Annotated in this window: 26 protein-coding genes; 17 read left to right on the top strand and 9 right to left on the bottom strand. The window is 59.4% G+C overall.

Translation table 11 applies throughout. The annotated features are described in order from the left end of the window. From rpiA to NW856_RS00625, 4 genes are all read left to right on the top strand, one after another. The coding region (rpiA, locus tag NW856_RS00640; RefSeq protein WP_414398571.1) for a ribose 5-phosphate isomerase A at positions 1 to 409 on the top strand (409 nt) is incomplete at its 5' end. 285 nt (positions 410 to 694) lie between these two features. After that, on the top strand, positions 695 to 2032 hold the full coding sequence (locus NW856_RS00635) for a UDP-N-acetylmuramoyl-tripeptide--D-alanyl-D-alanine ligase (RefSeq protein WP_414398568.1): 1338 nt from the start codon (positions 695 to 697) through the stop codon (positions 2030 to 2032). Positions 2033 to 2139: 107 nt separating this feature from the next. Next, positions 2140 to 2364 carry a DUF3134 family protein gene (locus tag NW856_RS00630; RefSeq protein WP_011433626.1) on the top strand — a complete coding sequence of 75 codons (225 nt, stop codon included), beginning with the start codon at positions 2140 to 2142 and terminating at the stop codon, positions 2362 to 2364. A gap of 288 nt (positions 2365 to 2652) precedes the next feature. After that, on the top strand, positions 2653 to 2985 hold the full coding sequence (locus tag NW856_RS00625; RefSeq protein ID WP_414398566.1) for a fasciclin domain-containing protein: 333 nt from the start codon (positions 2653 to 2655) through the stop codon (positions 2983 to 2985). A gap of 124 nt (positions 2986 to 3109) precedes the next feature. On the opposite strand, the gene NW856_RS00620 is transcribed toward NW856_RS00625, so the two are convergent. Beyond that, a complete protein-coding gene (locus NW856_RS00620) occupies positions 3110 to 3352 on the bottom strand; it encodes a hypothetical protein (protein WP_011433628.1) in 243 nt (80 codons plus the stop codon). Between the two features lie 188 nt (positions 3353 to 3540). On the opposite strand from NW856_RS00620, the gene NW856_RS00615 reads away from it, so the two are divergent. After that, positions 3541 to 4449 carry a cyanophycinase gene (locus NW856_RS00615; RefSeq protein WP_414398564.1) on the top strand — a complete coding sequence of 303 codons (909 nt, stop codon included), beginning with the start codon at positions 3541 to 3543 and terminating at the stop codon, positions 4447 to 4449. A 10-nt stretch (positions 4450 to 4459) separates the two neighbouring features. Further along, the gene (gene menD / locus NW856_RS00610) at positions 4460 to 6265 is read left to right on the top strand and encodes a 2-succinyl-5-enolpyruvyl-6-hydroxy-3-cyclohexene-1-carboxylic-acid synthase (protein WP_414398562.1); all 1806 of its coding nucleotides are present in this window, start codon (positions 4460 to 4462) and stop codon (positions 6263 to 6265) included. Here the strand turns inward: menD and miaA are convergent. Next, positions 6189 to 7202, bottom strand: a complete 1014-nt coding sequence (miaA, locus tag NW856_RS00605) for a tRNA (adenosine(37)-N6)-dimethylallyltransferase MiaA (RefSeq protein WP_414398560.1) — start codon at positions 7200 to 7202, stop codon at positions 6189 to 6191. The genes menD and miaA overlap by 77 nt on opposite strands. A 352-nt stretch (positions 7203 to 7554) precedes the next feature. On the opposite strand from miaA, the gene NW856_RS00600 reads away from it, so the two are divergent. Continuing rightward, positions 7555 to 8247, top strand: coding sequence for a hypothetical protein (locus tag NW856_RS00600; RefSeq protein ID WP_414398557.1), 693 nt, complete (start codon positions 7555 to 7557; stop codon positions 8245 to 8247). 87 nt (positions 8248 to 8334) lie between these two features. Here NW856_RS00600 and rpe read toward each other — a convergent pair whose 3' ends face one another. Both rpe and NW856_RS00590 read right to left on the bottom strand, forming a co-directional pair. Further along, entirely contained in the window at positions 8335 to 9045 is a 711-nt protein-coding gene (gene rpe / locus NW856_RS00595; protein WP_414331302.1) for a ribulose-phosphate 3-epimerase, read from the bottom strand. Between the two features lie 105 nt (positions 9046 to 9150). Then, the gene (locus NW856_RS00590) at positions 9151 to 9462 is read right to left on the bottom strand and encodes a hypothetical protein (RefSeq protein WP_414383965.1); all 312 of its coding nucleotides are present in this window, start codon (positions 9460 to 9462) and stop codon (positions 9151 to 9153) included. 150 nt (positions 9463 to 9612) lie between these two features. Here NW856_RS00590 and NW856_RS00585 point away from each other — a divergent pair, with 150 nt between their 5' ends. Both NW856_RS00585 and NW856_RS00580 read left to right on the top strand, forming a co-directional pair. Continuing rightward, positions 9613 to 10014, top strand: a complete 402-nt coding sequence (locus NW856_RS00585) for a VOC family protein (RefSeq protein WP_414398556.1) — start codon at positions 9613 to 9615, stop codon at positions 10012 to 10014. A 56-nt stretch (positions 10015 to 10070) separates the two neighbouring features. After that, on the top strand, positions 10071 to 11678 hold the full coding sequence (locus tag NW856_RS00580; RefSeq protein WP_414398555.1) for an NAD(P)H-hydrate dehydratase: 1608 nt from the start codon (positions 10071 to 10073) through the stop codon (positions 11676 to 11678). Positions 11679 to 11701: 23 nt separating this feature from the next. On the opposite strand, the gene NW856_RS00575 is transcribed toward NW856_RS00580, so the two are convergent. From NW856_RS00575 to NW856_RS00555, 5 genes are all read right to left on the bottom strand, one after another. After that, on the bottom strand, positions 11702 to 12535 hold the full coding sequence (locus tag NW856_RS00575) for an undecaprenyl-diphosphate phosphatase (RefSeq protein ID WP_414398552.1): 834 nt from the start codon (positions 12533 to 12535) through the stop codon (positions 11702 to 11704). A 231-nt stretch (positions 12536 to 12766) separates the two neighbouring features. Beyond that, positions 12767 to 13285, bottom strand: coding sequence for a DUF2808 domain-containing protein (locus NW856_RS00570; RefSeq protein WP_414374581.1), 519 nt, complete (start codon positions 13283 to 13285; stop codon positions 12767 to 12769). A gap of 350 nt (positions 13286 to 13635) precedes the next feature. Next, positions 13636 to 13821 carry a photosystem II reaction center protein PsbZ gene (gene psbZ, locus NW856_RS00565; protein WP_414398551.1) on the bottom strand — a complete coding sequence of 62 codons (186 nt, stop codon included), beginning with the start codon at positions 13819 to 13821 and terminating at the stop codon, positions 13636 to 13638. Between the two features lie 142 nt (positions 13822 to 13963). After that, positions 13964 to 14656, bottom strand: a complete 693-nt coding sequence (locus NW856_RS00560; RefSeq protein WP_414398549.1) for a queuosine precursor transporter — start codon at positions 14654 to 14656, stop codon at positions 13964 to 13966. Beyond that, positions 14649 to 15311 (bottom strand): response regulator, encoded by a 663-nt coding sequence (locus NW856_RS00555; protein WP_414398547.1) that lies wholly within the window; start codon positions 15309 to 15311, stop codon positions 14649 to 14651. Before NW856_RS00555 ends, NW856_RS00560 begins: the two co-directional genes overlap by 8 nt. A gap of 256 nt (positions 15312 to 15567) precedes the next feature. On the opposite strand from NW856_RS00555, the gene NW856_RS00550 reads away from it, so the two are divergent. The 8 genes from NW856_RS00550 (at position 15568) to argH (ending at position 24418) form a co-directional block, all read left to right on the top strand. Beyond that, on the top strand, positions 15568 to 16686 hold the full coding sequence (locus NW856_RS00550) for a class I SAM-dependent methyltransferase (protein ID WP_011433647.1): 1119 nt from the start codon (positions 15568 to 15570) through the stop codon (positions 16684 to 16686). A 162-nt stretch (positions 16687 to 16848) separates the two neighbouring features. Then, positions 16849 to 17319 (top strand): hypothetical protein, encoded by a 471-nt coding sequence (locus NW856_RS00545; RefSeq protein ID WP_414398545.1) that lies wholly within the window; start codon positions 16849 to 16851, stop codon positions 17317 to 17319. 73 nt (positions 17320 to 17392) lie between these two features. Beyond that, a complete protein-coding gene (locus NW856_RS00540; protein WP_414388229.1) occupies positions 17393 to 17737 on the top strand; it encodes an MgPME-cyclase complex family protein in 345 nt (114 codons plus the stop codon). Positions 17738 to 17884: 147 nt separating this feature from the next. Continuing rightward, positions 17885 to 19432, top strand: coding sequence for an MFS transporter (locus NW856_RS00535; RefSeq protein ID WP_414398543.1), 1548 nt, complete (start codon positions 17885 to 17887; stop codon positions 19430 to 19432). A 139-nt stretch (positions 19433 to 19571) separates the two neighbouring features. Continuing rightward, complete coding sequence (locus NW856_RS00530) at positions 19572 to 20741, top strand: glycosyltransferase family 4 protein (RefSeq protein WP_414398541.1); 1170 nt, start codon at positions 19572 to 19574, stop codon at positions 20739 to 20741. An 80-nt stretch (positions 20742 to 20821) separates the two neighbouring features. Further along, positions 20822 to 22519, top strand: a complete 1698-nt coding sequence (locus tag NW856_RS00525; protein ID WP_414388236.1) for a PP2C family protein-serine/threonine phosphatase — start codon at positions 20822 to 20824, stop codon at positions 22517 to 22519. Positions 22520 to 22612: 93 nt separating this feature from the next. Continuing rightward, on the top strand, positions 22613 to 22831 hold the full coding sequence (locus NW856_RS00520; protein ID WP_414398539.1) for a hypothetical protein: 219 nt from the start codon (positions 22613 to 22615) through the stop codon (positions 22829 to 22831). Between the two features lie 153 nt (positions 22832 to 22984). Next, positions 22985 to 24418 (top strand): argininosuccinate lyase, encoded by a 1434-nt coding sequence (argH, locus tag NW856_RS00515; RefSeq protein WP_414398573.1) that lies wholly within the window; start codon positions 22985 to 22987, stop codon positions 24416 to 24418. Positions 24419 to 24547: the final 129 nt, after the last annotated feature.

Genomic DNA, 24547 nt, shown 5'->3' with positions numbered 1-24547 from the left:
GAACCTGATCAAAGGGGCAGGAGGGGCCCTGTTGCGGGAAAAATTGGTGGAGGCCAGCGCTGCCGAGCTGATCATCATCGCCGATGCCTCTAAAAAAGTCCCGCAGTTGGGCATTCGCTTCCCGGTGCCGGTAGAGGTGGTGCGCTTTGGCTGGAAAACCACCTTGGCGCGGGTAGAGGCTCTGGGGTGCACAGCCACCTTACGGCGGAATGCCAACGGGGATCCCTACTTGACGGACGAGCAGCACTACATCCTCGACTGCCAATTCGGCCCCATGGCGGATCCTGCCAAGATCGCCGATCAACTCAAAGGGACGGTGGGGGTTGTGGAACATGGCCTGTTCATCGGCATGGCCAAAGAGGCAATCATCGCCCTCCCGACTGGGATCGAAACGCTGCAACCCAGCTGACAACTTCGTATACCCAGTCGTGTATTGGCGTTGCCCAGGAACTGGGTTTACAGCTTTTTCCGACTTCATGGGAGTTCCGTAGCCAAGCGGGAGCCTTCCCACGCAAGAGATTGATTGACACTGGCTGTGGTAAACAACGCTGAAAAAAGCTGTACAGCTATCCCCAACTCCCCTCTCCCCCTGGGAGAGGGGCTGGGGGTGAGGGGGAGCGCTTGGGAAATGTCTCAATCGGGTCTGAAATGACCATAGACGAAGAGGCTGTAGGCGAATTGGAGTTTCTGCCCGATGCTGACCTTACGAACTGTGGCTGACCTGCTGCAAACTCCCCTGCAGGGGGATCCCCATTTGTTGGGTCTTCCCGTCCAAGCCATTTGCACCGACAGCCGCCAATTGCAGCCGGGGTCAGTCTTTGTGGCGCTGCGGGGGGAACGGTTTGATGGACACGACTTCATTCCGCAAGCTTTGGCCGGAGGGGCCATTGCCGTCATCAGCCAGCGTCCGGTGGCCGGGCCCCATTTTCAAGTCTCAGATACCCTAGCTGCCTACCAGCGCATCGCCAGAGGCTGGCGGGAGCAGTTTCCCCCCCCCATACTGGCCATCACGGGCTCAGCAGGCAAAACCACCACCAAGGAAATGCTGGCGGCTGCCCTATCCCGCTACGGCACAGTTCTCAAAAGTGAGGCCAACCACAACAACGACATCGGGGTTGCTCAAACCCTGCTCCAGATGCAACCGGAGCATCAGTTTGTGGTTCTGGAAATGGCCATGCGAGGCCCCGGAGAAATTCGCCGCCTGGCTCAGATGGCTCAGCCCACCCACGCCTTGATCACCCATATTGGCACCGCCCACATCGGCAGACTGGGATCCCGCGCGGCCATTGCTGCTGCCAAGTGCGAGCTGCTGCAGGAGCTGGGGCAGGGGGTGGCTCTGCTGAATGGAGAAGATCCCTTGCTGTTGTCTACCGCCGCCAGCCTGTGGTCGGGACAAACCCTTACCTATGGTCTGGATCGGGGGGACTTACGGGGAGAATGGGATCCCCAAGCCCAAACGGTAACTGTGGAGGGCCTAACGCTGCCGGTGCCCTTGCCGGGAAGACACCATGCCCTCAACTGGATGGGAGTGCTGGCTGCTCTGTGCAGCTTGGGGCTGGATTGGGAGCGGCTCCGAGAACCCATTGCTTTGCCTACCCCTCTGGAGGGGCGCAACCGCCATCTCAAGCTGGCAGGAGATGTGGAAATCTGGGACGAAACCTACAACGCCTCGCCGGAAGCGATGATCGCGGCTCTACACCTGCTGGCCCAAACCCCGGGGAAACGGCGCTGGGCTATTCTCGGCCCGATGCGGGAGTTGGGAGAGCATGCGCCTCAGCTCTATGCGGAGGTGGGTCGGGCGGCTGCCCCTCTGGGGCTGGATCGGATCTTGCTCTTGGATCCCGAAGGAGAAATGCAACCGCTGCTCGACCAAAAACCGGCAGCCCAGACAGAACGCTGCGAGGAGGTATCCGAACTACTGGAAATCTTGCTCCATCACGTGCAAGCCGGGGATCGGCTGCTGTTCAAGGCAGCGCGAGCTGTTGAACTGGAGCGGGTGCTGCACCGCTTTTTGCAGGAGTGGCAGGCATAGGCTAAACTGAGGGATATATCGATGGAAAGCCCGCGTCCCTCGGTTGAGAGGAGATCAATCCAAGCCGAGTTCATTCCTCGTCGATAACTGCCCTTTTTCCGTACGGCATGTACTACCACAATCCCTCTCTGCGCGAAGAGCCCCGCGATCAGCCGCCAACGGTGGTGCCCTCTCCTAGCAGCCTCTCCATTCTTGACTGGTTGCGCAAAGAGGGCCGGTTGATCGAGCAGCCCATTGAGGTCCCTGAGATGATTTTGGAAGAAGACATCGACGATATCGACGATTTGATCGGGGACGACTACGACGAAGACTTCGAGCCGGAAGAAGAGTAAGCACAACTGCCAGGATTATTACGAGCTCGTTGACTCATTTATCCCTTTGCTCGGCACCGTGAGGGTGTTATTTTTCGTGCTGCCGCTGGATAGACAGCTCGAGCAAACAAAACAGTACAGTCGTTTCAGGTTAGAGTGAGACGCCTGAGCTACCAAGAAAAGTCTTCCAGCCCCGCGCATTCAACGCTTCAGGTGTGGGTGCAGCGTTTTAGTTTGAATCAGAATGATTATAGATGCAGACAAACGTAACTGATCCCTCAGCCTCAAGGGATCCTTTTTCAGCCTGTTTTGGATTGCTCACCACCACCCTGCGATGATTGTTGCAAATCTAACCTTAGTGGAAGATACCCCCGCAGCCTTTGTAAGAAAGCATCTTGGGGCAGTAGAAACATCTTTTTCGGGGACTTTTTTCGATTTCTCACTTACCATGCAGTGCCCGGCAAAGTTCTCTCTACCTCTTTGGAAGCTGGGGAAGTGGTTACGGTCGAGGGATCCCCTGTGGAAATCTCTTTGGCTGATGGTGTCAAGGTCAACGATGCCAATGTGGTAACAGCCGACATTGCAGCTTCCAACGGTGTCATCCACGTGATCGACAAGGTGATCTTGCCTCCACAAGGGTGACCTACCAACGCCATGGATTCTAGGCCCTTCAGGGTCTAGCCCTCTGGCAGCCCCTGCTCTGGTGGCGGGGGTTTTGTATTGGGATCCCCAGCTATTCCGTTCTTTGGGCAAGGGATCCCCAATTTCATAGGTCGATGCCAACGCTGGAAGCGTAGATCGCCTCCACCGACACGCCGGACACCCGTTGAGGACGCACGATCATGTACTCATTGTCCATTTGCTTGGGCAAGGTGATGAACTCTTCGCCGCCCACCATGAGGTTGTTGATCAGCTCGGTGTATTCTCTGGCTTCTTTGACCCGTACCTGCATGGTTTGTCCACCTTCCAGCATGATGTGGACAAGATATCCGTCAGGTTTTCTGGCCATGGATGCTCCTGCTGGGTGAACCGAAGGACGAGACGAGGGGTGTTCTTATGAACATTATTCCCCCTTTTGAGACCCCTAACCAACCCCTGACTCTTCCGTGAAATCTGGAATTGAGCTGCGCCAAACCGAATCCCAAGCCGTAGCATAGTGAAAGTGAAATGCGCTCATTTTAATCTTCCTCGCGCTCCATGCCCCATTTGCCTGATGTCTCTGATGCCCACCGTGAGCTGGAGTGGAACGGAGTTCCTTCCACGCCGACAAACGACGCCCAACCCCTAAGCCGCCCTACTGTGAAGGATCCCATCACCGCCCGTTCCGACATCATCGCCGTCGGGGGAGCAGAGGATAAGGAAAATGAGCGCCACATCCTTTGGGAGTTCTTCCGCCGAGCGGGGGGAAAGTCTGCCCACATCACCATCGTGCCCGCGGCTTCTGGGATCCCGGCGGTGCTGGGGGAGATCTACGCCAACATTTTTCAGCAGATGGGGGCAGCCAGCCTCCAAGTTCTGGATATCCGCAGCCCGATGGAGGCAAGGGATCCCGATAACGTTGAGAAAATCCGCTTCTCCACCGGCATCTACTTCACGGGTGGGGATCAGGAGCGGCTGGCGGAGGTGCTGGCCCACAGCGAGCTGATGGAGGCCATTCGACAGCAGTGGCAGCGGGGGCAGACGGTAATTGCCGGAACCAGCGCCGGAGCTTCTGCGTTGGGGCAGCAGATGATCTCCCGCGGCTACAGCGGAGAACCGCCCACGCCGGCAATTGTAACGGTGAAGACAGGCCTGGGCCTTTTGCCTCGCGTCATCATCGATCAACATTTCCATCAGCGCAATCGCCTGGTGCGGCTGGTCACGGCGGTGGCCCACTATCCCCAATGTTTGGGTATCGGCATTGATGAGAATACGGCGGTGGTGATCCAGGCCAACGATGTGATGGAGGTGATCGGCTTGGGGACGGTGACGATTGTGGACGGGACGCAACTGTACTCGACCGTTCAGGAGGCGGCGGCGGATGAGTATTTTCGGCTGCACAATGCCCGCATTCACTTTTTGCCGCCGGGATCCCGATTCGATCTCAACACCTTGTCTCCACTCTGACTGCTGAAATGTGACTGCTGAAAACTTTGTCCTGCCAAGGCGGCTGGACTGGCGCAACCTCAACACCCTCTGGGGATCCCTGTTGGCCGAAACCTTGAGTCGGCTGGGTTGCCGTTTAGCGGTGGTGTCTCCGGGATCCCGCTCAGCACCCCTGACCTACGCGCTGGCCCAGCACCCCGACATCGAGGTGATCCCGGTGCTGGATGAGCGGTCGGCAGCCTTTTTTGCGCTGGGATTGGCCCAGCAAACCCGGCAGCCCATCCCCCTGGTGTGTACTTCCGGCAGCGCTGGCGCTCACTTTTTCCCAGCTCTCATCGAGGCGGCAGAAAGTGGCTGGCCGCTTTTGGTTTTGACAGCGGATCGGCCCCCGGAGCTGCGCCACTGCCGCGCCGGCCAAGCGATTGACCAGGTGAAGCTCTACGGCCATTACCCCAACTGGCAGGCGGAGTTGGCCCTGCCCAGCGCGGATCCAGAAGCCCTGGCCTACTTGCGCCAGACCCTGGTTCACGCCTGGGAGCGCACCCTTTACCCTTTTCCCGGCCCGGTGCATTTAAATGTGCCTTTCCGGGATCCCTTGACTCCCATTGTCGATGGCAGCACTGCGCCTTTGATTCATTTGCAGGAAGATCCGGAGTTTGAGAAGACCTTTTTTCGTGGAGTTGTTCCGCCATGCACCGGCTCTTCCTTCCAGGCGGTGCGGAGCCCTTTTCAGACGGAGACGGTTTCTTTTTGGCAGGAGTGGCGCAGCTGTGAGCGGGGGGTGATCTTGGCGGGGCCGGCTCAACCGGCGGATCCCCAGCGTTATGTGGAGGCAGTGGCCCATTTGGCGACGGCTTTGGGGTGGCCGGTGCTGGCCGAGGGGCTCTCTCCCCTGCGCAACTACGCTTCCCTCAACCCCTATCTCATCACCACCTACGACCTCATCCTGCAGCGGGATGATCCCCAGCTTTGGCCGCAGCAAGTCATCCAACTGGGATCCCTGCCCACCAGCAAAGCGCTGCGGCAAACCCTGGCCAAGGTTGCTCCCCGCGTTTGGCGGTTGGATCCCCGTCCTGAGAATGGGGATCCCCTGCACAACCCCACCACCCACTTGCCTTTCGCCGTAGAGGAGTGGGTCGCCGGGATCCCAGAAGCACCGGCCAAGCAAACAACTTTTCTGCAGGGCTGGCTGACAGCCGAAGCGCAAATCCGGACCGCCTTAGACCAGGCTATGGCTGACCTGCCGGAGTGGTTTGAGGGTAGGATAGCCTGGTGGCTGGCCCGCCACCTGCCGCCAGAGACGCCGCTATTCATTGCCAACAGCACGCCGGTGCGGGATGTGGAGTGGTTTTGGCCCCCCAACGACCGCCGCATCCGGCCCTACTTCAACCGCGGCACCAACGGCATCGATGGCCTTCTCTCTACCGCCTTCGGGGTGGCCCACCGGCAGCGCCCGACGGTGTTGCTAACCGGGGATCTGGCCTTTTTGCACGACTGCGGCGGCCTGCGGCTTGGCCCTCACCTGCAGGGATCCCTGACCATTCTCCTCATCAACAACCAGGGGGGTGGGATTTTTGAGCTGCTGCCCATCGCTGAGGTGGGCCCACCCTTCGAGCCCTATTTCGCCACGCCCCAGGCGGTGGATTTTGCCCTGCTCTGTCAGGCCCACCACATTCCCCACCGGCGAGTGGAAAGCTGGCAGGAGCTGGCCCAAGCTTTGGATCCCTTACCTGCCCAAGGGGTGCGGGTGTTGGAGATCCTTACGGATCGAAAAGCCGATGCTCAGCGGCGGCGGGACTGGTTTCAACAGTGGTCGGAGCGGTCATCCAGGCGGTAACCCGATCCCAGATCTGCTCCGGCAGATCCTCGACCTCGCAGTCCAGCCACTGGATCCCTGGCAGGGCCCGGAACCAGGTCATCTGCCGCTTGGCAAATTGGCGGGTGCGCCGCACAATCAGGGGCTGCAGCTCGGCTTCCGGGATCCGCCCCTCCAGATAAGCGCCGATCTCCGCATAGCCCAAGGTCTGCAAGAGGGGTAAGTCTGGCCCGTAGCGCTCCCGCAGGGTTTTCACCTCCTCGATCCACCCCCGCTCCATCATCTCCGCCGTGCGCCGGGCAATGCGTTGTTCCAAACGGGGCATTGGGCAGCGCAGCCCCAGGATCAAGATGGGGTAATGGGGGGGATGAGCCCGCCTTAGGCTGGAAGCCGGCTTCCCGGTGGTGTAAACGATCTCCAAAGCCCGCAGCGTGCGCACCGCGTCATGGGGATGAATGTGCTGGGCGGCAACGGGATCCAACTGCTGCAGCCAGGCGTAGCGGATCTCAGGGGGCCAAGTTTCCAGTTGTCTTCTCAGTTGGGGCTGCGGGGGTACAGCAGGGATCCCTAGGCCAGCAGTCACCGATTGGATGTAGAGACCGGTGCCCCCCACCAAGATGGGAGTCTGTCCCTGCCGATGGGCCTCGGCGATGCGGGCTTGGGCCGCCTGCTGAAACTCGGCCACCGTGTAGGTGTGGCAGGGATCCACAAAGTCAATCAGCTCGTGGGGCCAGAGAGCCCGCTCAGCAGGGGTGGGCTTGGCCGTGCCGATGTCAAACTCGCGGTAGACCTGGCGGGAGTCGGCGTTCAACAGGGGGGATCCCAGCCGTTGGGCCAAAAGCAGTGCCTGTCGAGATTTCCCGGTGGCCGTGGGGCCGGCAATGACGATCAATCCCGGCCATTCTGTCCGGTCAGAAGCTGCTGCAGCGGGAATGCCGTTCTCGAGAGTTGCACTCATTTCGTTCGCGTCAGCGGCGCGGAGTACCTTAGTTTCGAGACATTCAGGATCTGCAAGAAAATTCACACAAGGCAACAGGTTAAAATTTTCAAGAGGCTTTGGCTCTTTGGCTACAATAGAGCTTCCATCGCGTCAGCGGTGCAGAGCACTCTAGCTTCACCTTTTTTCTGGCTTTTCGGGGTTCTCGGTGATCTCATCTTACGTCCCTGCTTCTACTGGGTTGGGCGGCAGTTGCCCACAGCTCAGGCTACCTCTACAGATACAGATGCTCACCCCTCTGCTGCTTGCTTCGGCAAGACGTGGTCTTAGCTGTCTTGGCCGGGCGGTTGGGGCAGGGATCCTGACAGTTTTGTTGGCGTGGGAACCTTGCCCGGCGCTGGGGGAAACCTTGGTGCTCAAGCAGGGAGAAGTGCGCACTCTGCCCCTGCTGCAAACCCGGGCCCGGCTGCCCTTGCAAATGGAAATGCTCTATCTGGGCATGGTCGAGGAGCGCTTCTTGAGCTACGCCCGCGCCAACAATTGGGAGACCCTTTCTAGCGACCGGGAGGATCCCCGCTGGAGCCGCTGGCAACTGCGTCCTGGGGGTGAAGCCCTTTACCTGCCCGATTCCCCTTCATCTCAGAACTCCTTGGAGCCCCCCATCTATGCCCGTGGGTTTTATGTGCAAGCCTATTTTGTCGGCGGGCGCCTGGCGGGAATGCACCTGATTCGCAACCCTGAAGAGCCGGGCTTCAACTTGAAGGCCCTGCAAAGGCTTATCCGCGCCTGGTTTCCCGATAATCGCCTGATGTTGTATTACCAAGTGTTGCCAGAGGATCCCGAGCAGCAGGTGCTGGGCGCCTATCTGGGCACCATTCCTCCCCCCTACCTTGCCGATATTCGGCGCAACCGCGTGCCTTTTTGTCAGACTTTTCTCAGCCCCACTTCGCCGCAGCCGATCATCCCACCCTCCGTCGATGGGCCTCCCCATTGCTTGGGCACGACTGCTGCCAACAGCGGGACGGGGCCTTACGCTGCCCAGAAAGGGGCTGCTGCTTTGCGCTAAAGGCACGTGAGGAGTTGGCTCAGCGCAGCGCTGGGGTCAAGCCGGATTTCAGTAAGGGAGCAGTTTCCTTCAAAATGAACTGTCACCTTAAACTGTCACCAGCTCGGGACGGCGGCTGTTGCGAATGCTGCGAATGGCTTCGGCATAGTCTTTGGCCTTGAACACTGCCGAACCGGCCACAATGGCATTGGCTCCTGCCTCGATCACCTGCCAAGCGTTGCTTCCCTTCAAGCCACCATCCACCTCGATCCAGGGATCCAGGCCGCGCTCATCACACATGGCCCGTAACTGGCGAATTTTGGGCACCACTGCTGGAATAAAGCTCTGGCCGCCAAAGCCGGGGTTGACGCTCATGATCAGCACCAGATCCACCAGCTCCAGCACGTATTGGATCAGCTCCAGGGGGCTGGCCGGATTGAGCACCACGCCCGCTTGCTTGCCCAGATCCTTGATTTGGCTGAGGGTGCGGTGCAGGTGAATGGTGGAGCTGGACTCTGCGTGCACGGAAATAATGTCGGCCCCTGCCTTGGCAAAATCCGCCACATAGTTCTCCGGCTCTACAATCATCAGGTGGACGTCCAGGGGCTTGGCCGTCACCGGGCGCAGGGCTTCCACCACCAACGGGCCGATGGTGATGTTGGGCACAAAGCGGCCATCCATCACATCCACATGGATCCAGTCGGCCCCCGCCTCATCCACTGCCCGTACTTCCTCCCCCAACCGGCTGAAATCGGCTGAAAGGATGGAAGGGGCGATCACAATCGGCTTTTGCCCAGAGGTCGCTGACGGCTGCACCATGGTGAGTCCTGGGGATTGAAAACAGAGAAACGGAGAAACCTGCTCCTCTATGGTACGGGGTTTGATCCCCTTTGCAAAGCGTCATATCCCCTCTCAGCTTGGCACTCAAGGCTCCAGGGGGGACGTGGACTCTGGCGACAGGATCCCGTTCGCGTTGGCGGAACGGAGTCCTTTCAAGCTCGCATCGCCGGGCCACAGACCCTGCAAGACTTGGGCAACACGGTGCCAGGGATCCAGCCGTTCCGTTCGCGTTGGCGGGACGGAGCCCTTGCTGCTTTGAGGCTCTGGAGAAGACTGCTCAGAGGGAGCGGGATCCCTTTCCTCCAGCCTCAGGGAAAGCTGCTGCAACTGCATGTAGATGCTGTTCACGGCCAGCATGGCCAAGACCGTGCCAAAAAACTTGGTGCGGGATCCCATAGGTCAACCCCTGTGCGAGAACAAGAGTAGGGTTGTCGCGGGTGCGCTAGCTCCACCTTAGCTCACAGGTTTGGCTGGCTGTTGCGAGAAAATAAACCTGTTTGCACCAGATCCTGCAAAGCCCTCGGGTCAAGATCCGCCGCCAAGACGATGACTACTCCACGAAAGCCAACCTACCAGCACCTGCACACCGCCCTTTGGGTAAGCGATCTGGCCAGAGCCGAACATTTTTACGGGACAGTGCTCGGGCTCCCCAAGGCGGAACGCTTTGCGTTTAACTTTCCCGGCGCTTGGTATCAAGTAGGTTCCTCCCAAATTCATTTAATCGTGGCCGAGGAGCCGATGGATCCACGGCAGCGAAGCGGAACGGGATCCTCAAAGTGGGGGCGTAATCCCCATGTGGCGCTGGGGGTAGATGACTTGGAAGCGGTGAAGGCTCGCCTGCGGCAGGAAGGGTATGAGGTGCAACCGAGCGCTTCCGGGCGAGCGGCAGTGTTCCTCCGGGATCCGGATGGGAATGTGATAGAGCTAAGCTCGATTAGCGCAACTTAGCCATGAGCCATCTCCCCTCAGCAATGCCGCCGGTTGCAACAGCGTTGCGTAGCGATATGGGTTCTCGTTGCCAGTTCGATCCGGCCATCAGCCTGGTCAGTTCCGCACAGATGCAGCGCATTGAGGAGCAGATCTTCTCTGCCGGCATGCCCGTTGCCGCTCTGATGGAGAAGGTGGGGCTGGCCGTTGTTGCTCAGTTGCAGAAGGATTTTCCGCAAGCCCATCGCATTGGGATCCTCTGTGGGACAGGGCACAACGGTGGCGATGGGTTGGTGGTTGGGCGGGAGCTATGGCTGGCCCAAAAGTCGGTGAAGGTGTGGCTGGGCAAGCCGGATCTCAAACCCCTGACGGCAGACCACGCCCGCTATCTCAAGGCGCTGGGGGCAGAGTTTGTGGGGCAGCTTGAGGAGCTGGCCGATTGCGATTTGCTCATCGATGCCCTGTTTGGGATCGGTTTGAACCGACCCTTGGGGGAGCCTTGGGCGGGGGCGGTGGGGTGGGCCAATGGCAGTGGGATCCCCATCCTCAGCCTGGATTTGCCGTCTGGCCTCAACGACCAAACCGGGGAAGTCTGGGGCTGCTGCATTCGCGCCAGCCATACCTATACCCTTGGCCTTTGGAAACGGGGGCTGTGGCAGGAAGCAGCTCTGCCTTGGGTAGGACGGTTACATCGCGTTGATTTTGGGATCCCCGCTTGGGCCTGCCCAGAGGATGAGGTTCCCCGGTTGTTGCTGCGGCCTTGGCAGCACTTTCCCGCGGATCCCCCTTTGGATACCCACAAATACCGCCAGGGATCCCTGTTGTTGGTGGCAGGCTCGGCAGCCTATGCTGGAGCAGCGGTGTTGGCGGGGCTGGGATCCCGCGCCAGCGGGGTGGGCATGGTGACGATGGCGGCGCCGGCGGAGTTGAAAGGACTGATCCACAGCGCCTTGCCAGAGGTTTTGGTTCATGCCTGGGAAGGGATCCCTTCTCTGCCGCCGGTGGCTGATCGCGACAGCGGGACGAAGTCCTTGAAACCCTTTCAGGCGGTGGCCGTGGGGCCGGGCTTGGGAGAAACCCGTTTGCCTCTGCTGGAACTCCTGCTGCGGGATTGGGCCGGGATCCCCTGGGTGATCGATGCGGATGGCCTCAATGCTCTGGCGGAGATGGGGGTAGAGCGCCTGCCAGAAAACGGGATCCAGGCCATCCTCACCCCCCACCTGGGGGAATTTCGGCGGCTTTTTCCGGGGATCCCGCTTGGGGATCGCATCGAGGCAGCCCAAAGGGCGGCAGCCCAGAGTGGAGCTGTAGTGGTTTTGAAGGGGGCGCGGACGGTGATCGCCTCTCCCACTGGGGAATGCTGGGTGAACCCAGAGAGCACACCGGCTTTGGCCCGCGGTGGCAGCGGCGATGTCTTGACCGGCTTAATTGGGGGGCTGGTGGCCTGCTCCCTGGGCCGTGAGGTGGGATCCACTCTGGACAGGTTGCGGGCGTCAGCAGGGGGCCGCAGCGTTGCCTCAGCAATGCACAGTACCATCCTCTCCAACTGCGCCTGTGCCGGGGTGTGGTGGCATGCCCAAGCGGCTATCCAGCTGGCGCGGGAACGCGGTCTAACAGGGGTGGATCCGGCCCACCTGGCGGAGCACCTGCCCAAGACGCTGCAGAGCCTGCGGGAGCAAGGGTGAAGGAAGGAGCTGCAAAACCCAGCCTAGGGTTTCAGGAACCCCAGGGCCAACCCCAAGAAAATGAACAGGCCAAAGCCAACCCGATAGACGATGAACAGCCAGGTGCTGCTGCGCTGCAAAAACTGAATTAGCCAATCGATAGACAAGTAGGAAAAGACGAAGGCCGAAAGCGTCCCCAACCCCTGCGGCAGCAGGGCCTCTGCCTCGAACTCGGAGATAAACTCCACAACCCCCGCCAAAAATAATGCCGGGATCCCCAGCAAGAAGGAGTAGCGAGCGGCAGCCGAGCGCTGCAAATGGAGAAACAGCCCTGCCGTCAGCGTCGAGCCGGAGCGCGACACCCCAGGGATCAGGGACAAAGCTTGGGCCAGCCCTACCCAGATCCCATCCCAAATGCCTAAGCTGTGAAGGTCTCGCTGGCGTTTGCCCGTTTGCTCTGCCCAGCCCAACAACACAGCCAAGCCGATGGCTGCGACGGCGATCACCCACAACTGGCGGGGCGGGGATCCCCAAATGGCCTTGATGGCCCACCCCACCACCACAATCGGCACCGTTCCCACCAAGATCCCGACCGACAGCCGCCAAGGCTCCTGCTGAAAATCTCGTTCTCGCCAAGCCTTCCAAGAGCCGAGGATCAACTGGCGCAGGTCAGAGGCAAAGTAGATCAGCACCGCCCCCAAACTGCCCAACTGGATCACCGCCGTAAACGAAGCGCCCGCATCCGGCCATCCCACCAAAGCCGGAAACACCCGCAGATGGGCCGTGCTGCTAATGGGCAGAAATTCGGTGATCCCTTGCACCATGCCCAAAATCAGAGCTTGCCACCAATTGGGATACCAGGTGTCAGCAAGCAACAAGGTAAACACTCCCCCACCCAAACTTGCCGGATTTGCACAATCCCCATTCTTAGAAAAACTCAGAACTCCGGCTTTTTCCAGCAGCCCATACCACGGCGAACAAACACTTGCAGAGGGATCCCACCCCAACTGGCCGGGAACTTGGGTGTCGCTGTCCCAGACCCGCAAAAGGGCTGTGCCTATAGGATCGCCGCAAAGATCAACAGTAGGTCAGATCATCGGGTCAATAGATCAGAAGCCAATCCGCTCTGGGTCTTCAATGGTAATCAGCCAGTTGCCCACATTCCGGAAGAGGGGGTTGGGTTCCGTACCCCGTACCCGCGCCTCCACACGGTAGATACCGGCAGATGAAGGGTTGCGCACGTTGGAGAGCACCAGACGGATCTCCTGACCGGCAGCAATGGGTTGACGGGCCACCACCTCTAGAGAGCGAAACTCCTCGTTCCAGTACACTTGATCCAGCTCTACAGGCCGGCCTTCTACCTCCAGGCGGACACTTTCCGGATCGATGCGGCCATCGAAATTCCTGTCCCCGTTGATCTGCACTTCTGCCACCGCCACATTCTGGGGGGGAATGGTCAGGCGATAGCGATCCAAACGACTGCGAACCCCGCCAAAATCGAGCCGATAGCTGAGGACAGGTACCCCTTCACTGCCGGTGATCACCAAACCCGACTGCGCCTCTGCAGAATGGGGCATCACCAGGGATCCCAGGCTCCCCATCAACAGGCCCGCCAAGGCCAGCCTCATTCCTCGCCGAGCAAGGCCAAGTTCCTGCGAACATTTCCCTGCTCTCATCACTGCTCTCAACACCCAAACCTCCGCTGGTTGAAACACCTCAGCACCTTCAAAGCTCACTAGCGCGGCCTGTAGACAGCCTGACCGATGGCAAGCAAGGCCGACGCCTCGCCGTCCATTGTAGAGGATGGGATCCCCTCTACCGAGAGAGCTTAAGGCTTATCGAGGTGCGGAAGTGCGTAGTTCGTCCAGGATCCCAGATAAAAACTTTGGGCCGCCACACCCACGGTGCAGCTCCCACGCAACGCTGATTGCGACCACAAGGTGACCTTCGGTGGATTGGCCCTCGCCCTTCTACGGCTTCACTTGAGGAAACTCAGCACCCCCACCCCAATCACCATCAGCACCCAGAGCAGGGATCCCACCAGAATCACATTCTTGGCCCGGCTCCAGTCGCTGGCTGAGCTGTAGAGCACCGGCACCGCCACCACCAAGAGCAAGCTGTAAAGCACCAACACCAACAAAGCAACTTGGAAAACGAGCATCATCTTGCGGATCCCTCACAAAAGTCTTGTCTTGGATAAAAGCTCCCGGTAACACCGGATGGCAGCAGGATAAATAGGATGACGCTTTGACTATACCAAAATGGGATCCCTCTCAAAGCCAAATCCGTTGGGGCAGTTGATGGACTCACCTGGATACAGGCTGGAGGCGGAAGGGGTTAAAGTCGGTTGCCACATCGAAGTAGTCTTCTTGTTCTTGCTGCTTTAGCCAGCCGGTAATGGCATAGGTCAGGGGCGTAAACGCCACCTCAACGGCACACTTGAACACATAGTTGGAGAGTATTAAGCTGCCCAGGCCGGGGAACACCCCCCAAAAAGCCAAAGTGACAAACAGACCCGTGTCCACCGCTTGGCCCACCAAGGTAGAGCCGATGGTGCGCGTCCACAGCCACCGTCCCCGCGTCCACACCTTCATCCGGGCCAGTACGTAGGCGTTGGCAAAGCTGCCTCCCCAATAGGCGATTAAGCTGGCCAGGACAATGCGGGGCGTCAGGCCCAGAATCTGGTCGTAGGCTTCTTGATAGGGCCAGTCGGGGGCCGCAGGCAGGGATCCCACGATCATGAACGTTACCGACATGAGGGCCGCCGAGATAAATCCCAGCCAGATCACCCGTCGCGAGCGGGCATAGCCATAGACTTCGGTGAGGATGTCGCCAAAGATATAGCTGAGGGGGAAGAGAATGGTGCCCCCGTCAAAGGTAAACGGCCCCAGAAGAACGATCTTGCTGGAAGCAACGTTGGAGATCAGCAGCACGGCCACAAATAGAGCCGTCACCGCATCCAGGTGTCGGTAGGCGCGCTCAAAGCTTTGCTCAGCCATCAAGACCCCCCAATAGTTTACGGATATGCCGCAGCTCTTTGACGATTAGGGCTAAGCCCTGGCTGTGCCGTTCCACTTCGCTGGTGAGCTTACGGATTTGCTCTTCTAGGTTAGCGCTGTGAGACTCCTGACGATCTAGGCGCTGGTTGAGGTTGGCAAGCCGCGTCACTACTTCCCGCTGGATCAGGTTTTCCGTACCTTGGATAAGCAGCGTCTCGATGGCGGTGAGCCGGTTCAGAATCAGTTGGGTGTTGGTTTCGGATCCCGGCTCCGCTGCCGCCGCAGGAGTCACCTGCAGGGCCTTTTGGATTTGAGCCAGAAGAGTCTCCGCTTCAAACGGCTTTTCGATAAAATCGAAGTCGACAAAAGGCTCAGGGATGCGGGCTGTCACTTGTTCCTTCATCCCCGACATCATGATAACGGGGGTATTTTTCAGACTGTCTTCGCGGCGGATGGCTTGGAGGGTGTCGTAGCCATCCATCTTGGGCATGACAAAATCCAGCAGGATCAGGTCGGGGTGATGTTTTTTGGCCGCTTCCAGCCCTGTCAACCCGTCTTTGGCCTCCACCACTTGGAACTGATCGGCCAAGATGCTGGCCACCATCTTGCGAATCATGATGCTATCGTCAATGACCAACACCGTCTTGGTTGTCATGCTGAGGCGCTCCCTCTTCCCATTATCAAATCGACCTGATCAGCCCCTTCCTCCAGCTCATAGGGCAATCGGGGACATCCTTTTGAGGACACCACTAGAGTACTCCCCTGCTTGGCCAGATGGGGTGTGCTCAGGGATCCAATTCCGCCAGGTTTTCCCCGCGCCCAGCGGCTGCCGGCCCGGCGTGGCCGCCTTGCTATAATTTAAGTGTAAACAAACGTTAAGCCTTCATTCTTCATTCGCACCTTGCAGGGTTATGAGCCTACAACTGAGTCCTGAGCTGTCGCTGCCGATCCCATCTCCAGTCGGAGAAGCTGCCTACCGCGCTTTTCAGTGGGGCAAAAACATCTTCGGCTTTGCCCACAAAGCGCTCTCCACCCAAGCTTCAGATCTGATGCTCTCCGTGCTCAGGGATCTGCAAAGCTTCTCCTCCGGAAGAACCCCGCCGCCGCGGGCCAAGGTGCGGGTGAGCGCTGACACGCTACAGGTGTTGCGGGCCCGTTATGAACAACTCCTGCAAGCGGACTGGCAAGATGCTGAGGCAGGGTACTACCCGCACGCGCTCCTGTTCGACAACCCCTGGCTGGACTTTGCCCGCTATTACCCACAGGTGTGGTTGGATTTGCCGCAAATTACTCGGCGGGTTCACAGCAAGCGTTACCAAGAGTTTTCTCAAGACATTTCCACCGAGGGCTATCCGAAATACTACCTGCAAAATTTTCATTACCAAACCAACGGCTATCTGAGCGACAGCTCGGCTGAGCTTTATGACCTGCAGGTGGAGCTGCTGTTTGGGGGCACAGCGGATGCAATGCGCCGTCGGGTGATTCGCCTGCTCAAAGATGCGTTGGATCCCACCTTGGTCAGCCCCCACATCCTCGATGTAGCCTGTGGCACGGGGCGGATGCTGCGCTTGCTGCGGGGATCCCTGCCCAAAGCAGCTTTGTATGGCCTGGATCTTTCCCCCGCCTATCTGCGCAAGGCCAACCGACTGTTGCAGGAGCTGCCGGGGGAACTGCCCCAGCTTATCCGCGCCAACGCCGAGGCCATGCCCTATGCCGATGCCACCTTTGACGCCGTCATCAGCGTTTTTCTCTTTCATGAGCTGCCTGGCCCGGCCAGACAAAATGTCATCAACGAGATGAGTCGGGTGGTGAAGCCAGGGGGCGTGGTGGTCATCTGCGACTCGGTGCAACTGCTGGATTCGCCAGAGCTGAAGGAGACGATGGAAGCCTTTATGCAAACCTTCCACGAACCCTACTACCGCGACTACATCCACGACGATCTGGGGGTGCGCCTGCAACAGGCAGGCTGTGCGGTGCTGCGCCGGGAGACTCACTATGTCAGCGCCTACACCCTAGCCCGTAAGGGTTGAGCGCCCTTTCCACAAGCTTAAGAGGAAGAGTAAATCGGCGGTCACTTGTCCAGAGGGTGTATAGTAGTTTTAGACACGAAACCTTGGATAAGAAGACGGGTCACTAACTGGATAACCCTTGGGTGCAAGTCCGTCTGAGATCTTTTTCTTGTGCTTAGGCTCATGTCTCACCCTCATGGATCCCTCCGCGCCGGCATTACTGCTCTCAAGCAGGAGCGCTACCTGGAGGCGATCAACCTTCTCGAGTCCTTCTGCTACTGCTGTTCCATCCAAGAAAGACAAGAGAGTTTGCCCCGCCGCCTGAGCGAGCGCAATGGCTCGAGGGCAGATCCGGAAGAATGCGTTTTGGCTCGTGTGGCTCTGATTATGGCTTATCAGGGCAGCGGCGACTTGGAGCGGTCAACCGCCCTCTGCCAAGAGCTGTTGGAGGAGAAGGAAACTCCTGAGTCCGCTCCCTGGGCTCGGGAATGGGCAGCTCAGGCTCTACCTACCCTCAAGCAGGCTTCAGAACACTCCATGCCCCCTGAGGAAGTCATGGCGCGGCTACCCGTTCTCCGGCAGTTGGAAGACTGTCAGCCGCTGTGTAGCTCCCGCGATCCGGCCCCGCACCTGCTCAAATCTGCCTCTCTCTGAGGGAGAGGATCTGCAAGGAGCGGTGGACGCCCGGCTCTAGCCTTTATTCTCAACACAGTTCCACAGCAATCTTATGTCTGCTGCCGAACCGACTACCTATCATTTTGTCGTTGCCAGCCTGTCTTTCTTACGTTCTGAGCCCCTGGAAGAGGTGCTGGAGGAGCGTCGTCGATACTGCGAGGAGCGCCATTGCCCTGTCGATTTCTTCTGGGTGCCCCAGCCGGCCTTCATGGAAGCTCCAGAGTTAAAGCCCCTGCGGGACAAGTTGAAGGAGCCCCTGGGGGCAGTGGTATCCACCAACGCGGATTTTATTCGTTGGCTGAGCCTGCGCTTAACCTTTGTAGAGAAGGGCAGCTTTGTGGCTCCCAGCGAGTCGATCCCGGATCCCTTGCGCTCTCTATCTGCCGCAGAAGGATAAGCCTGCCGATTCCCAAGATTTGGGTTGGTGGATTGGAAGGCGGGCCAAGATAAGATCGGGGCACCCCATTTCCACTTTTGTTTGCTGACGGGATCCCATTCTGTTGTGGGGCCGACGTCGGGGAAATGGGCAGGTCACCTGGGGAGCATGATGACTTTGGAGCAACGATGGGGCTGGCCGGAGGGAGGGGCAGGGATCTGCCACCCCAGTTCCCCTCTCCAGAATCCCCCACCTGCGTCAACGCCAACTTGGGGGCTGAAGTCAGAAGCTCTCTCGCCTGAGCCGACAGCAAGCCCCGCCCTCAGCTCGCCGGAGTGTTCTCCTGGGGATCCCTTGCCAGAGCCATCTCCTGAAGATCCCGAAAAAGGGCAAAAAGAAGAGAAAGAAGATCAAGGTCTGTCTGAGCCGGGCCTGAGAAACTTTCTTGCCGTGCTGCGCCGGCGCAATTTCCTGCTGCTGTGGATGGGGCAGGCGTGTTCCCAGTTGGCGGACAAGGTGTTGTTGGTGCTGCTGATTGGGTTGGTTGCCCGCGAATTTCAGCCGGAAGGGGCTTCCATCAGCGGTCAGGTCTCGGCCATCATGCTGGCTTTTACGCTGCCGGCGATGCTATTGGGCAGCCTGGCAGGGGTATTTGTGGATCGCTGGCTGAAAAAAGGGGTGTTGGTGCTCTCCAACCTGGGGCGTGGGATCCTGGTGCTGCTGTTGCCGCCGCTGCTCTGGCTCACTGCCGGGCGCGACCTTTGGCCGGGGATCCCCTTGGGGTTTGCGGGGCTGTTGCTGGTGAGCTTTGCCGTCTCGGTTCTGACCCAGTTTTTTGCTCCTGCCGAGCAGGCGACTTTGCCCCTGATCCTGCCGAAGCGAGAGCTGCTGGCGGCCAACTCCCTGTACACCACCACGATGATGGCTTCGCTGATCGTCGGGTTTGCCGTGGGGGAGCCGCTGTTAACCCTGGCGGATCGTTGGGTAAGCCATTGGTTGCCGGGCTGGGAAGTGGGGCCGGAGCTGTTGGTGGGAGGAGCCTACCTCTTGGCGGGATCCCTGCTATTGCTGCTGCAACCCCACGAGAAGCTAGAGCCCCGGCGTTGGGAAGTCCCCCACCTCTGGGAAGATCTCCGCTTGGGCCTGCACTATGTCGGCCAGGTGCCCCTGATCCGAGCTGCTTTGGTGCAGGTGGTGGTGCTTTACTCGCTGTTTGCGGCGCTGGCAGTTTTGGCGGTGCGCATGGCCGAAGTGATGGCAGAGCTGAAGCCGGATCAGTTCGGGGTGTTGTTGGCCGCTGCTGGCCTAGGCATGGGGATCGGCGCCTTTTGGGTGGGCCATACGGGCCGACGGGTGAGCCGCCGCGCCTGGGTTGGCCTGGGATCCCTGCTGCTCTGTGGGGCTCTGGCAGCCCTCTCCTGGACGACCCACTGGCTGCTGCCCAGCTTGGGCTGGATTGCCCTGTTGGGCTGTGGCGGGGCTCTGGTGGCGGTGCCGATGCAAACCTTGATCCAAGAGGAAACGCCCGACCATCTGCGGGGCAAGATTTTTGGGCTCCAGAACAACGCCGCCAACATTGCCCTCAGTTTGCCGCTGGTGTTTACGGGATTGGCGGAAGCTTGCTTTGGCCTTCCCTGGATGTTTGTGGCCCTGTCTGTTCTGACGGGGCTGGCGGGGCTGTACACCTGGAGCCTATTGGGCAGAGAGGTCTCGTAAATCCTGCCGCAGCGCGAGGTTGGATATCCTCTTCCGAGGGGACGGGCCAAGGCAGGAGCTAACTCTGCTACTCTTGTAGAGGCTTGAGCATCGAGACTCCCTTTGCAGCTCAGCGTTTCAGCTCCGCGGGGATCCGCCCATGCACATCGCCTGGATAGGCAAAAAGACACCTTTCTGTGGCAACGTCACCTATAGCCGCGAGATGACCAACGGCCTTTTGGATCGAGGGCATCAAGTGAGCTTTTTTCACTTCACCAACGAGGGCCAACCGCCCGCCCTGGATCCTGGAGGTGAAGGCTGGAGGGCGGAGCTGGATCGTCGAGACGTTTCCCTCCCCTGTCTGTACAAATCGCAGATTTACACGATCCCGGCCCCCAACGCCAAGCGGTTGCTCACCCAGGCCCTCAAGGAATTGCAGCCGGATCTGGTACATGCCTCCTTGACCATTTCTCCCATCGACTTTGTGCTGCCGGAGATCTGTGCTGAGCTCAACCAGCCGCTGGTGGCCACCTTCCACCCGGCCTTCGACCGGCGGCGGCGCAACATCGCCTCTCGCACCCAATACTTGGCCTACCAGCTCTACGCCCCGTGTTTGGCCAACTATCACCGCACCATTGTCTTCTCGGAAACGCAGCGGGAGATCTTGGTCAAGCTGGGGGTGCGCCCCCAACAGGTGGTGGTCATTCCCAATGGTGTGGATGTGGACAAGTATGCGCCTGGGCCCTCCACCCTCAAACAGCGGTTGGGACTGGAGCGGATCTTCGTCTATCAGGGGCGGGTTTCGCCGGAGAAAAACCTGGAGGCCCTGCTCAAGGCTTGGAAACACTCCCAAATGGGGGAGAAGTGTGGTCTGCTGATCGTGGGGGATGGGCCGCTGCTCAACACCCTCAAGCCCTTCTACACCCTTCAACATGGGATCCACTGGCTGGGCTATATTGCCGACGAGCAGCAACGCATCGAGATCTTGCGAGGGGCTGATGTGTTTGTTTTGCCCTCCTTGATCGAGGGGCTCTCTTTGTCCCTGTTGGAGGCGATGGCCTGTGGGCTGGCAGCAGTGGCCACCGATGTGGGTGCCGATGGCGAGGTTTTGGCCGATGGAGCCGGGATCCTGCTGGATCCGACACGGGTGACGGCGGAGCTGCAAACGCTGCTGCCTTTGCTGCGGGATCAACGGGAGTTTACCCAACTGCTGGGGATGAAGGCCCGCCAGCGGGTGCTGGAGCGCTATACCCTCAGCCACAACATCAACCAGGTGGAACAGCTCTACCGGGAACTGTGCCAGGGATCCCGTCAGCATCGCTGGGTGTGAGGGATGAGTGTGATGAAGCTTGTGATATTTTTGCTAAGCTGTTTCGTTACGTTTCCAAGGGATTAACGCCAGTCTTCCCGATGGATGATCACAGCCCCCAAAAGGCCGTTTTAGGGCAGCCCCCTGCCGGGCTGTCAGATTCTTTGTGGTCAGAGTCCTTGCTGGCCCAGGATTCGGGCAAAAATCCCCTCCCCCCCAATGCTCCGTCGCTGTCGCCCACGGACAATTCGGGGGACTTGCGCTCAGCTCAGACCGGCCAGGATGAGGATCCCACCTCTTCAGGTGCCGTTGCGTCCGATGATAGAGAGCTGCCGGAGGTCAAGCCGGCCATTGTGCCTGCCCCTGCAATGCCGGATCGGGTGGCAGAACTGGAGAGAGAACACCATCGGATGCAGTATCTGCTGGCGTGGCTGGCTTTTGCTCTGCGCTCTTTTAACAACTTGAACCAGATCCTGGAGCTGACGGCTTTTGTGGCCAGCCAACTGACCGATGCCGAAGGCGGAGCCCTGGTTTTGTTCAATCCCAACGGCACCATCCAGTTGGATCAACTGCATTGCTCTGATCTCAATCACCGCGAGCAGATTCGGGCTGAGATGGAGCAAATTACCCAGACCCTCTCGGCTCAAGAGCCCATTCTCAAAACGGAGGGATCCCTGTCTGTTAAGATCCCTGCCCTTGAACACCTCTTGGACGAACGGTTCCGCCAGAGCTTGGGGCCGGATGTACGCCTTTTCGGCACGCCGCTGCTGATTCGCAACTCTGTCCAGGGTCGCTTGTACGTCTTCAGCCGTCAGCCTGGCTACCACTGGGATGAACGTCGCCAACAACTGTTGCGCTTGGTCGCCGATCAGGCAGGGGTGGCCATCGAAAATGACCGCTTGACGGCAGCCTTGCGCCGCAAGATGGCTCTGGAAAAAGAAATGGAGATTGGCTCTTACATCCAGACCCAACTGCTACCTCGGGAGTGCCCTCAAGTCAAGGGGATTCGCTTGGCAGCCCGTTGCCGGGTGGCCAGCAAAGTGGGGGGCGACTACTATGACTTCATCAAGATTCCCGGCGAACGCCTGGAAACATCCGACTCATCTGAAGAAACGGCAGGCTTTCGCTTGGCCATCGTCATTGGGGATGTGATGGGCAAAGGGGTGCCCGCCGGCCTGTTGATGACCATGACCCGCGCCATGGTGCGGGCGGAGGCCCTCAACCGCCATTCGCCGGCCCGTGTTCTGCAACATCTGAACCGGGCCATGTACAGTGACCTGGAAAACTCCAATCGCTTCATCAGCCTGTTTTATTCGGAGTACGATCCCCGCTCCCATCGCCTCTGCTTCAGCAACGCGGCCCACAACCCCACCCTGTGGTGGCAGGCCCGCACCCGAGAAATTCAACCCCTGGACACAGAGGGGGCGCTGATCGGCTTGGAAGAAAACAGCCACTACTCGGAAAGCTGCGTGCAACTGCAACCCGGGGATGTGGTGGTGTACTACACCGATGGCTACACGGAGACAGCCAACACCCGCGGCGAGCGCTTGGAAACCTCTGGGCTGATGGACGCCATCCAGTACGCTGCCCGTCGCTACGACTCCCCCGAAGACATTTTGGAGAGCTTGTTTGAGCAGATGGATGCCTTCCGAGGCCGTCGGGGATCCCATCCTCTTCCCCTGTGGCTGCCTGCGGATCCAGAGCTCCTGTTGCAGGATGAAATTTCCCTGCGGCCTGAGCCCGTGGACGATACAACGCTGGTGGTGTTGAAGGTGTTGCCCGACTCCGAGCCAGCCTAGCCACAGAAGGCTTAAACTCAGGGTACACTCTAGCTAGTGGAGCTACAGGGTTGGCTGCACTCTTTCCCGATTATCTGCACTTGAGGCGTAACCATGAACTTCTCTTCTTCTGGGTCTGAGACCGCTTCGGTTTACTTGCCGGCCCCCGCGGCTTTCCAGACGGAAATGATTGTCGGGCAGGTGTTCCGACAGGATGTGCTGGGCGATATCCGCAAGGGTTGGAATGGCTTTGTGGAATCGGGCCAAATTTGGGCGCTTTTGATAGGGATCGTGGCGGGCTACATGCTCAAGAGCATCACCAGCTCCCACTAGGGCCTTGTCACCATTGCTCTAGCTGGATCCAGTTGGCCTGAGCCGGCGGGGTTTTGGCCGTCGGCGGTCGGTTTCTGTGTTTTTTCTCCACAACTGCAGTGGGGTCTTCCTACGGTGGTCAATCCTTCTCCCCATTCTTCCGGTTCCCAGCCGATGTCTGAGCCGACGGTAACTTCCACCCCTCGCCCCTGGAGCCAGCGCTTTGAGGGATCCCTGCATCCTGCCATCGCCCGCTTCAACGCCAGCATCGGCTTCGACATCCGCCTGCTGCCCTACGATGTGGCCGGATCCCTGGCTCATGTGCAAATGTTGGCCGCTTGTGGCATCCTGACCCGGCAAGAGGCCGACCAGATCCGGCAGGGATTGGAGCAGATCCAACAGGAGGCGGCTGCCGGCACCTTCCGGCCCGATCCAGAGGCAGAGGATGTCCACTATGCCGTCGAGCGTCGTTTGGTGGCTTTGGTGGGGGAAGTGGGAAAAAAACTGCATACCGGGCGCTCCCGCAACGACCAAGTGGCCACCGATCTGCGCCTCTATCTGCGGGATCAAATCGATCACCTTCGTCAAGCCCTCTGGGAGCTGCGCGGAGTTTTGTTGGACTTGGCCGAGCGGCATCTGGAGACGATCCTGCCCGGCTACACCCATCTGCAACGGGCTCAGCCGATTAGCTTGGCCCACCACCTCTTGGCCTATGAAGAAATGTTCTGGCGAGACTGGCAACGGCTGGGGCGGGTGCGGGAAGAGGTGAATGTCTGCCCCCTCGGATCCGGGGCTTTGGCCGGCACTTCCCTGCCCATTGATCGGCAGCTCACCGCCCATCTGCTGGGATTTGAGCGGATCAGCGCCAACAGCTTGGATGCCGTCAGCGACCGGGACTACCTGGTGGAGTTCCACGCTGCCGCCAGCTTGATTTTGGTGCATCTCAGCCGCCTCTCGGAAGAGGTGATCCTCTGGGCTTCCCAGGAGTTCGGCTTTGTCACCCTCACCGATGCCTGTGCCACCGGCTCCAGCCTCATGCCCCAGAAGAAAAATCCCGATGTGCCGGAGCTGGTGCGCGGCAAGGCGGGGCGGGTGTTTGGCCATCTCCAGGCTTTGTTGGTCACCTTGAAGGGGCTGCCGCTGGCCTACAACAAAGACCTCCAAGAAGACAAAGAGGGGCTATTCGACACGGTCGATACCCTGAAAGCCTGCCTAGAGGCGATGACCCTTCTGCTGCGGGAAGGGATCCAATTTCAACCTGAGCGCATGGCCGCTGCTGTGCAGGAAGATTTCTCCAACGCCACCGATGTGGCCGACTACCTGGTGCGCAAAGGGATCCCCTTTCGCACAGCCCATGATTTGGTGGGGCAGATTGTGCGCATTTGTTTGGCAGAGGGGATCCTGCTGCGGGATCTGCCCTTGGAGCGCTGGAAAACCTTCCACCCGGCCTTTGAGGCGGACATTTTGACGGCCATTGAGCCCCGCCAGGTGGTGGCCACGCGGCTCAGCGCCGGGGGAACGGGCTTTGCTGTGGTGCGAGAAGCCCTGCAACGGGCCCAGGCCCGCCACCAGCAGCCAGAGCCATCGGGAGGAACGCCACAAACTTAAACTGAACTCAAGGAGAGTTTGCAATTCTTGGGTTCTTCTCGCCAGTGTGTGCCATCCTGAGGTTCTCAGCCATCCAACTTGACATGCTCCCCTGCCTAAAGGCAGGAGATTCTGGTTCCTGGTTCTGCG

The organism is Synechococcus sp. R3-13, from assembly GCF_047462195.1.
Lineage (GTDB): Bacteria > Cyanobacteriota > Cyanobacteriia > Thermostichales > Thermostichaceae > Thermostichus.
This window is presented reverse-complemented; position numbering and strand designations above follow the sequence as displayed.

Coding starts and splice junctions, on each gene's coding strand:
- NW856_RS00635 (WP_414398568.1), top strand. CDS start 695: ATGCTGACCTTACGAACTGTGGCTGACCTGCTGCAAACTCCCCTGCAG.
- NW856_RS00630 (WP_011433626.1), top strand. CDS start 2,140: ATGTACTACCACAATCCCTCTCTGCGCGAAGAGCCCCGCGATCAGCCG.
- NW856_RS00620 (WP_011433628.1), bottom strand. CDS start 3,352: ATGGCCAGAAAACCTGACGGATATCTTGTCCACATCATGCTGGAAGGT.
- NW856_RS00615 (WP_414398564.1), top strand. CDS start 3,541: ATGCCCCATTTGCCTGATGTCTCTGATGCCCACCGTGAGCTGGAGTGG.
- miaA (WP_414398560.1), bottom strand. CDS start 7,202: ATGAGTGCAACTCTCGAGAACGGCATTCCCGCTGCAGCAGCTTCTGAC.
- rpe (WP_414331302.1), bottom strand. CDS start 9,045: ATGGTGCAGCCGTCAGCGACCTCTGGGCAAAAGCCGATTGTGATCGCC.
- NW856_RS00590 (WP_414383965.1), bottom strand. CDS start 9,462: ATGGGATCCCGCACCAAGTTTTTTGGCACGGTCTTGGCCATGCTGGCC.
- NW856_RS00585 (WP_414398556.1), top strand. CDS start 9,613: ATGACTACTCCACGAAAGCCAACCTACCAGCACCTGCACACCGCCCTT.
- NW856_RS00580 (WP_414398555.1), top strand. CDS start 10,071: ATGGGTTCTCGTTGCCAGTTCGATCCGGCCATCAGCCTGGTCAGTTCC.
- NW856_RS00570 (WP_414374581.1), bottom strand. CDS start 13,285: ATGAGGCTGGCCTTGGCGGGCCTGTTGATGGGGAGCCTGGGATCCCTG.
- psbZ (WP_414398551.1), bottom strand. CDS start 13,821: ATGATGCTCGTTTTCCAAGTTGCTTTGTTGGTGTTGGTGCTTTACAGC.
- NW856_RS00560 (WP_414398549.1), bottom strand. CDS start 14,656: ATGGCTGAGCAAAGCTTTGAGCGCGCCTACCGACACCTGGATGCGGTG.
- NW856_RS00555 (WP_414398547.1), bottom strand. CDS start 15,311: ATGACAACCAAGACGGTGTTGGTCATTGACGATAGCATCATGATTCGC.
- NW856_RS00550 (WP_011433647.1), top strand. CDS start 15,568: ATGAGCCTACAACTGAGTCCTGAGCTGTCGCTGCCGATCCCATCTCCA.
- NW856_RS00545 (WP_414398545.1), top strand. CDS start 16,849: ATGTCTCACCCTCATGGATCCCTCCGCGCCGGCATTACTGCTCTCAAG.
- NW856_RS00540 (WP_414388229.1), top strand. CDS start 17,393: ATGTCTGCTGCCGAACCGACTACCTATCATTTTGTCGTTGCCAGCCTG.
- NW856_RS00535 (WP_414398543.1), top strand. CDS start 17,885: ATGATGACTTTGGAGCAACGATGGGGCTGGCCGGAGGGAGGGGCAGGG.
- NW856_RS00530 (WP_414398541.1), top strand. CDS start 19,572: ATGCACATCGCCTGGATAGGCAAAAAGACACCTTTCTGTGGCAACGTC.
- NW856_RS00525 (WP_414388236.1), top strand. CDS start 20,822: ATGGATGATCACAGCCCCCAAAAGGCCGTTTTAGGGCAGCCCCCTGCC.
- NW856_RS00520 (WP_414398539.1), top strand. CDS start 22,613: ATGAACTTCTCTTCTTCTGGGTCTGAGACCGCTTCGGTTTACTTGCCG.
- argH (WP_414398573.1), top strand. CDS start 22,985: ATGTCTGAGCCGACGGTAACTTCCACCCCTCGCCCCTGGAGCCAGCGC.